Annotated in this window: 7 protein-coding genes; 2 read left to right on the top strand and 5 right to left on the bottom strand. The window is 76.8% G+C overall.

Annotation, left to right across the window (positions count from 1 at the left end; translation table 11 throughout):
• Positions 1-873 (bottom strand): rhodanese-related sulfurtransferase (locus tag NWP10_RS09995; RefSeq protein ID WP_258300799.1); only part of this gene is annotated, 873 nt, incomplete at its 3' end.
• An 82-nt stretch (positions 874-955) separates the two neighbouring features.
• Between NWP10_RS09995 and NWP10_RS09990 the strand changes: the two genes are divergently transcribed.
• Positions 956-1729, top strand: a complete 774-nt coding sequence (locus NWP10_RS09990; RefSeq protein ID WP_258300798.1) for a GNAT family N-acetyltransferase — start codon at positions 956-958, stop codon at positions 1727-1729.
• Complete coding sequence (locus tag NWP10_RS09985) at positions 1726-4404, top strand: DEAD/DEAH box helicase (RefSeq protein ID WP_258300797.1); 2679 nt, start codon at positions 1726-1728, stop codon at positions 4402-4404. The genes NWP10_RS09990 and NWP10_RS09985 overlap by 4 nt, the downstream gene beginning before the upstream one ends.
• On the opposite strand, the gene NWP10_RS09980 is transcribed toward NWP10_RS09985, so the two are convergent.
• The 4 genes from NWP10_RS09980 to NWP10_RS09965 form a co-directional block, all read right to left on the bottom strand.
• The gene (locus NWP10_RS09980; protein WP_258300796.1) at positions 4290-4787 is read right to left on the bottom strand and encodes an Rv3654c family TadE-like protein; all 498 of its coding nucleotides are present in this window, start codon (positions 4785-4787) and stop codon (positions 4290-4292) included. The genes NWP10_RS09985 and NWP10_RS09980 overlap by 115 nt on opposite strands.
• The gene (locus NWP10_RS09975) at positions 4784-5137 is read right to left on the bottom strand and encodes a TadE family type IV pilus minor pilin (protein WP_258300795.1); all 354 of its coding nucleotides are present in this window, start codon (positions 5135-5137) and stop codon (positions 4784-4786) included. The genes NWP10_RS09980 and NWP10_RS09975 overlap by 4 nt, the downstream gene beginning before the upstream one ends.
• A 91-nt stretch (positions 5138-5228) precedes the next feature.
• A complete protein-coding gene (locus NWP10_RS09970; RefSeq protein ID WP_158491618.1) occupies positions 5229-5462 on the bottom strand; it encodes a DUF4244 domain-containing protein in 234 nt (77 codons plus the stop codon).
• A 209-nt stretch (positions 5463-5671) separates the two neighbouring features.
• On the bottom strand, positions 5672-6332 hold a 661-nt coding region (locus NWP10_RS09965; RefSeq protein ID WP_258300794.1), incomplete at its 5' end, for a type II secretion system F family protein.

Raw genomic sequence — 6332 nt, 5'->3', positions numbered from 1 at the left:
GTCCGGGTCCGCGGCGGCGCAGGCGGCGCAGCGGACCTCGAGGGTGGTGCAGGCGGGGTCGGAGCAGTTGCGCAGCGCCGAAGTGGGAACCTCGCACGTGACGCAGCGGCCGATCGTCTCGGCGTCCTCGGAGAAGCGCAGGGCCATCCGCCGGTCGAACACGGCCAGCTCGCCGCGCCACAGGCCGGCGTCGCCGAACGCCTCGCCGTAGCGGACGATGCCGCCGTCGAGCTGGTAGACCTCGCGGAACCCGCGGTCCTTCAGCAGCGCAGAAAGGACCTCGCAGCGCACGCCGCCGGTGCAGTAGGTGACCAGCGGGGCGTCGCGCAGGTGGTCCAGGGAGCCGGAGTCGACGGCGGCCAGCAGGTCCCGCGTGGTGTGCGCGGCCGGCACCACGGCGCCGTCGAAGCGGCCGATCTGCGCCTCCACGGTGTTGCGCCCGTCCAGGAAGCGGACGGGGTTCTCCGTGCCGGCGCGCTCGGCCACCAGGGCCTCGAGTCGCTCCGGGGTGAGCCGCTCGCCCGTGCCGACGACGCCGTGCTCATCCACCGTGATCCGCTCGGGGACGCCGAACGCCACGAGCTCGGGCCGGACCTTGACGGACAGGCGCGGGAAGTCCGCCGCCGAGCCGTCCGACCACTTCACCTCCAGGTCCTTCAACGCCGGGTGCGCGCGGGTGCCCTTGACGTACTGCTTCACCGCGTCCACGGGGCCGCCCACGGTGCCGTTGATCCCCTGCGGGGACACGATGATCCGGCCCGTGAGGCCGAGGGAGGCCGCGAGCGTGCGCTGCCACAGCCGCACCGCCTCGGGGTCGGCGAGCGGAGCGAAGCGGTAGTACAGCGCGATGCGGGAGACGGGGGCGGGGCTCATCGAAGTCCAGGCTAGTGCGCGCGGCGTCGCAGGAAGTCGCGGGCCCTGGCCGTGGCGGGGGTCACCGCTTACCCTTCATGGCATGAGTGAGCACCTGGACACGGCACTGGTCGACACGTGGTTCGCGGCCTGGTCGCGCTCCCGCGGCTACAGGACGAGCCCCGAGGCGGAGCGGCGCGCGGCCCTGCGCACCCGGCGCCCCGCCCGCATGATCCCCGGCGGCTCCGGCCGCGCCGCCGTGGACGTGCCCGCCACGTGGGAGTACGTGGTGGTGGACCCCACCCGCGAGCAGCTCGAGGAGCTGCGCGAGGCCCTGCGCGATGAGGAGCAGATCCTGCTCACCGTGTTCGGGGACGCCGGCGCGGACCCGAAGGCCATGGGGTTCACCCCGCAGGCCGAGCCCGAGCGCTTCATGTCCATGGACATGGACCCCGAGGTTCAGGACGTCGAGCCGCCGCTGCTCCCGGACGGCTATGAGGCCCGCGTGGACCAGCCCATGGAGGGCAGCGTCCGCCTGCGCATCATGGCCGTGGGCGCCTCCACCGCCCCGGAGGGCGAGGAGGAGCTGGCCGCGCTCGGCTGGGTCACCCAGGAGGACGGCACCGCCGTCTACGACCGCATCTGGACCTCCCCGAGCCACCGCCGCCGCGGCCTCGGCTCCCTCGTGATGCGCTACCTGACCTCCGAGGTGATGAGCGACGGCGAGATCAGCCTCGGCCTGCTCGTCGCCTCCCCGGACGGCCGCAAGCTCTACGAGCACCTGGCCTGGACCGACCTGGGCCCCGTCTCCATCTGGGGCCGCGGCCTGGCCGCGGACACGCCCACCGCCGAGCACACCGGCACCATGGGGGCGTGAGCACGCCCCCACCGGAGCCCGCCGCGGCGGGCGACGCGTTCGACCCGTGGGCCGACCCGGCCGCGGGCTGGGGCGCTCCCGACGACGGCCCGAGCGACCGCCGAGACGCGGCGGCCGACGTCGACGTGACGGACCACCCCGGGGACGAGGCCCATCCCTGGGACGAGCCGGCGCCGCTGGCGGACGCGGTCGCCGACGTCGTCGCGGGGCTGAGCGTGTCCCGGCCTGGCGACCCCGTGGCCGGGGGCGAGGCGGCCGACGTCCTGCGCGGCGCCCTCGGACGCCACGGCCTGCCCGAGCAGATCCGCCACGTGGTGACCCTGCCCGCGCGCGAGGCCCGGCACGCCGACTGGCCCTCGGAGACACCCGAGGCGCTCGTGCGGGCGTTCGCCGGCCGCGGGATCGAACGGCCGTGGGCGCACCAGGTCCGCGCCGCCACCGTGGCCGGCGCCGGCACGCACACCGTGGTGGCCACGGGCACGGCCTCCGGCAAGTCCCTCGCCTACCAGCTCGCGGCCGGCATCCGGCTGTCCGGGGACCCGCACGCCACCGTGCTGCACCTGTCCCCCACCAAGGCCCTCGCCGCGGACCAGCTGCTCGCGTGGCGGGCGCTGGAGCGGGACGGGGCGACCTGGCTGCGGGCGGCGCCCTACGACGGGGACACCGCTCCCCCGGACCGGATCTGGGCGCGCGAGCACGCGAACGTGCTGATGACCAACCCGGACATGCTGCACGTGGGGATCCTGCCCCACCACGAGCGCTGGGCGCGGTTCTTCCGGCACCTCGCGTTCGTGGTGGTGGACGAGTCCCACTCCTACCGCGGCGTGTTCGGCTCGCAGGTGGGCATCCTGCTGCGGCGGCTGCGCCGCGTGGCCGCGCACTGGCGCGGGGACAGGCCCGAGCCCGTGTTCATCGGGGCCTCCGCCACCTCGGCGGACCCGGCCGGACACTTCTCCCGGCTCATCGGGGCCCCGGCCACCGCCGCGGCCGAGGACGCCTCCCCGCACGGTGCCGTCACCGTGGCCTTCTGGGAGCCCGAGCTCACGGACCGCCGCGGGGAGAACGGCGCCCCGGTGCGCCGCTCGGCCATGGCCGCCTCGGCCGACCTGCTCACCGACCTCGCCCTGCAGCAGGTGCGCACCCTCGCCTTCATCCGCTCCCGGCGCGGCGCCGAGGCCATCGCCTCCGCCGCGCGGCGCCAGCTCGAGGAGCTCGAGGCGGGCCTGGGCTCTCGCATCGCGGCCTACCGCTCCGGCTACCTGCCGGAGGAGCGGCGTGCCCTCGAGGCGGACCTGCGCTCGGGGCGCCTGCTGGGCATGGCCTCCACGCCCGCGCTGGAGATGGGCATCGACGTCGCCGGCCTGGACGCCGTGGTGGTGGCGGGCTGGCCGGGCACCCGCGCGTCGTTCTTCCAGCAGATCGGCCGCGCCGGGCGCGGCGGACAGGACGCGCTCGCGTTCTTCGTGGCCTCGGACGACCCGCTGGACACGTACGTGGTGGACCATCCCGAGGCCGTGTTCGACCTCGGCGTGGAGGACACCGTGGTGGACCCGGAGAACCCGCACCTGCTCGGCCCGCAGCTGTGCGCGGCCGCGGCCGAGCTGCCGCTCACCCCCGAGGCGTTCGAGCGGTTCGGCGACCCCGAGCGGGTGCGGGCGCTGCTGGACGTGCTCGTGGAGCAGGGGCTGCTGCGCCGGCGTCCGGCGGGCTGGTTCTGGACGCACCTCGAGCACGCCGCCGGCATGGTCTCCCTGCGCGACGACGGCGGCGGGCCCATGGACATCATCGACGCCGAGTCCGGGACGCTGCTGGGCACCATGGACTCCCCGCAGACGCACTACCAGGCGCACCCCGGGGCCGTGTATGTGCACCAGGACCGCACGTACCTGGTGGAGGAGCTGGACGAGGACGCGCACGCGGTGATCGTCACGCGCGCCTGGCCGGACTTCACCACGCAGGCCCGGGACGTCACCGAGATCGAGATCGTGGACGTGCACCGCCGGCTCGACGCACGCGAGGGCACCCTGCGCTGGTGCCTCGGGGACGTGCAGGTGCGCACGCAGGTGGTCTCCTTCCAGCGCAAGGCCCTGGTCTCCGGGGAGGTGCTCGGCGAGGAGCCGCTCGAGCTGCCGGCCCGGGACCTGTTCACCTCGGCGGTGTGGTTCCAGGCGTCGTCGGAGGAGCTGATCGCCGCCGGCCTGACCATGGACCGACTGCCGGGGGCCCTGCACGCGGCCGAGCACGCGATGATCGGCATGATGCCGCTCGTGGCCTCCAACGATCGCTGGGACATCGGCGGCGTCTCGATGGTGCTGCACCCGGACACCGGATCCCCCGCGGTGTTCGTGTACGACGGCCGCCCCGGCGGCGCGGGCTTCGCCGAACGCGGCTTCGCGCAGGCGCGGCGCTGGGTGGAGGCGACCGCCGGGGCCATCGCCGCCTGCGAGTGCGAGGCCGGTTGCCCGTCCTGCGTGCAGTCCCCCAAGTGCGGCAACCGCAACAGCCCCCTGGACAAGGCCGGGGCGCTGACGGTGCTGCGCTTCCTCATCGGACAGGCGGATCATCTGGTCCCCGTGGTCGCCGAGGGGTCGGGCGAGACGGACGGCGGGACCGACGACGGCGTTGGCGTGGACGGCGAGGACGCGTCGGGGAGCGGGTCCTCGGGCACGGCCTGAGGCGCCTGCGGCCGCGGTGGCCCGGCCACCGCGGCGGCGAGCGCCGGCGGCAGCGGCGCACGTCCCCGCTCGACGGAGACCCGCACCGTGCCGTTTTCGCGCACCTCGCACTCCACGACGGCGGCGCGGTTGCGTGCAGCCGTCTGTCCGGCGACCAGGCAGGGCTCGCCCGCGGAGAGGCCCCGGCGGGCGTCCGAGGCCGCGAGCGCGGCCAGGTCGGCGGCCCCGGCGGCCTGGGCGCCCGCGACGGAGGCCTGCCCCAGCGCGGCCACCGCCAACAGCAGCCCCGCCCCCAGCGCGGCGGTGCCCAGCACCGAGACCGTGCCCGACCCCGTCTCGGAGGCGGCCCCGCGAGGAACGCCCCCCGGCGCACGGCCCGTCACGTCCGGCCCACGTCGGGGTCGACGGCGGCGCCGGGGTGCTGCTGCGGCGCCGCGGCCCGTGCGGTCAGGGTGAGCGCCTCGGCCCAGGCGAGCGGGCCGGGACCGGGCTGGGAGACCTCCACGGCGACCCAGCCGCCGTCGGCCGTGTGGGCGAGCGCCGCGTCGTCGCCGGCCATGCGGGCCACCGCCCGGCGGGCCTCGGCCTCGCCGTCGCCCCGGGCGAGGATGCGGGCGGCCGCGGCCGCGGCGTCCTGACCGCGGACCTGCTGCACGGCGGCCGCCCCGGCCAGGAGCACCGCCGCCAGGACGAACGCGATCACGGGCAGCAGCACCGCGTACTCCGCGGTCACGGCGCCGGCCTCGCCGCGCGGGGAGGACCGGGGCCGTCCCGCCGGCCGGGCACCCGCACGAGGCCCGGCCGGCGGGACGGGGATTCGAGGGTCAGTCACGCTGGAGCGCCCCCGAGACGAGCTCGACCAGCAGGGACTGCACGTCCGGGCTGGTGAGCACCACGGCGAGCACGCCCGCGAAGCCGACCGCGGCCAGCGTGAGGATGCCGTACTCCGCCGTGATGGCGCCGGTCTCGTCGGCCGCGGCGTCGGCCACGCGGGCGAGGTGGTGGCGCTCGGCGGCGGTGGCGAGGGCGTCGTGGACGGTGTGGGAGAGCTGGGTCATGGTGATCCTCCTGGAATCGGCCCCGGTGTGCGGGGCGGTGGTCGCGTCCCGGTCGGGCCGCTGGTCCCAGACTCCGGTCCCGGGGCCTCGGCCCGCCGGCATCGGGGCCGATCCGTGGAGGGGACGGCCCCGTCGGCGGGCTGTGCAGGAGTGGACCGACCGGGTGGGCCGACGTCGCCTGCCGCGTCCGGTGTTCAGGCGCCCGGCGTTCACGCGCCCGCCCCCAGCAGCGCCATGACCACCGGGATCACGCCCCAGCACACGAAGGCCGGCAGCAGGCACAGGCCCAGGGGCATCACCAGCCGGACCGCGAGCTCCTCCGCGGCGCGCTCGTCCGCGCGCCGGCCCTGCTGCCGCGCCGCGGCGGCGGACTCCGCCAGGGTGCGCGCGCCCGCCATCCCGGAGCGGTGCAGCGGGCGCAGCCGCGCGGCGGCCTCGGCCCACACGGTCTCCTCCCCGATCCCCGCCCACGCCTCGTCCCAGCCGCGGCCCCACAGCAGCAGCGCGGACGTCACGCGCAGGCCGCGCGCCCCGGGCAGGGTGCGGGCGAGGTCGTCCAGGGCGGCCGGCAGCGACCGGCCCGCCCCCAGGAGTGCCGCCAGCACGTCCAGCACGACCGGCGCCGTCAGCGCCGCCGGCTCCCGGGCGGCCGAGCGCAGCAGCAGCCGGGTCCAGGACCGCCCGGCGAGCCAGAACAGCAGCCCCACCGCCGCGACGACGGCGCCGAACGGGGTCGAGACGGTCTCCCACGGGGACGAGCCGAGCAGCCAGGCCAGCCCCACGCCGCCGAGGGGCAGCCACTGCAGCAGCCGGGCCGTCGCCGCCGGGCCCGCGGCGGCGGAGCGCCGGGCCCGGGCCGCGTCCACGTCG

Source organism: Micrococcus sp. HG099 (assembly GCF_024723355.1).
GTDB lineage: Bacteria > Actinomycetota > Actinomycetes > Actinomycetales > Micrococcaceae > Micrococcus > Micrococcus endophyticus.
Note: the sequence above shows the minus strand (reverse complement) of the source record. Positions and strands in the feature narration are given on the sequence as shown.

What these genes read in the sequence shown, in the direction of transcription:
- NWP10_RS09990 (WP_258300798.1), top strand. Translation starts at nt 956, where the DNA reads ATGAGTGAGCACCTGGACACGGCACTGGTCGACACGTGGTTCGCGGCC.
- NWP10_RS09970 (WP_158491618.1), bottom strand. Translation starts at nt 5,462, where the DNA reads ATGACCCAGCTCTCCCACACCGTCCACGACGCCCTCGCCACCGCCGCC.